The following is a 1196-nucleotide window of genomic DNA, read 5'->3' as shown; positions in this document are numbered from 1 at the left end:
ACGATTCCTGCGTTGTTCGAGGCGCAGGTGGCGGTTCGTCCGGATGCGCCGGCGGTCACGTTCGAGGGTGTGTCGTGGTCGTATGCGCAGGTCAATGCGAGGGCGAATCGTCTGGCGCGGTGGTTGGTGGAACGGGGTGTGGGGCCGGAGCAGTTCGTGGCTTTGGCGTTGCCGCGGTCGGCCGATCTGGTGGTGGCGATCCTGGCGGTGCTGAAGGCGGGTGCGGCGTATGTGCCGATGGATCCCGACTATCCGGCAGACCGGATCGCGTACATGGTGCAGGATGCCAGGCCCGTTCTGACCCTGGGTCCGGACGACCTTGATGCCGAGGGGTACGACGACACCGATCTGGGTGTTGTGATCGACCCTGCTCATCCGGCGTATGTGATTTACACGTCGGGTTCGACGGGGCGTCCCAAGGGTGTGGTGGTTCCGCATCAGAACGTGGTGCGGCTGCTGGGGTGCACCGAGCAGTGGTTCGGGTTCGGCCCGGATGATGTGTGGACGTTGTTCCACTCTTATGCGTTCGATTTCACGGTGTGGGAGTTGTGGGGGTCGCTGCTGTACGGCGGCCGGCTCGTGGTCGTCCCGTACCTGACATCGCGGTCACCGCAGGAGTTCCTGCGGCTGCTCGAAGCCGAGAAGGTCACCGTCCTCAACCAGACCCCATCGGCGTTCTACCAGTTGATGGCGGCCGACGGGGAGCATCCGGGCACCGATCTGGCGTTGCGTTACATCGTCTTCGGTGGTGAGGCCCTGGATCTGGGGCGGTTGGAGGACTGGTACTCCCGGCATCGCGAGGACGCGCCGACGCTGGTCAACATGTACGGGATCACTGAGACCACCGTGCATGTGTCCTACCTTGCGCTGGACCGGGCTTATGCGGCGACCGCGCCCGGCAGCGTCATCGGCGTCGGCATCCCCGATCTGCGCGTGTACGTTCTGGACGACCGTCTCCAGCCCGTCCCGCCCGGCGTCGTGGGCGAGTTGTATGTGGCGGGGGCGGGGTTGGCGCGCGGTTATCTGAACCGTCCGGGGTTGTCGGCCGAGCGGTTTGTCGCTGACCCGCACGGTGGGCCCGGTACCCGTATGTATCGGACGGGCGATGTCGGGCGGTGGCTGGCCGATGGCCGTCTGGAGTATCTGGGCCGTGCCGATCAGCAGGTGCAGTTGCGTGGCTTCCGGATCGAACTCGG

1 protein-coding gene is annotated in these 1196 nt (G+C 65.7%); it reads left to right on the top strand.

The features are described 5' to 3' along the window. On the top strand, positions 1-1196 hold a 1196-nt coding region (locus tag AF1_RS32645; protein ID WP_157419456.1), incomplete at both ends, for an amino acid adenylation domain-containing protein.

Origin of the sequence: Actinomadura formosensis NBRC 14204, from assembly GCF_001552155.1 — a bacterium.
Lineage (GTDB): Bacteria > Actinomycetota > Actinomycetes > Streptosporangiales > Streptosporangiaceae > Spirillospora > Spirillospora formosensis.
The sequence above is the reverse complement of the archived record's forward strand: the minus strand, read 5'-3'. Positions and strand labels throughout refer to the sequence as shown.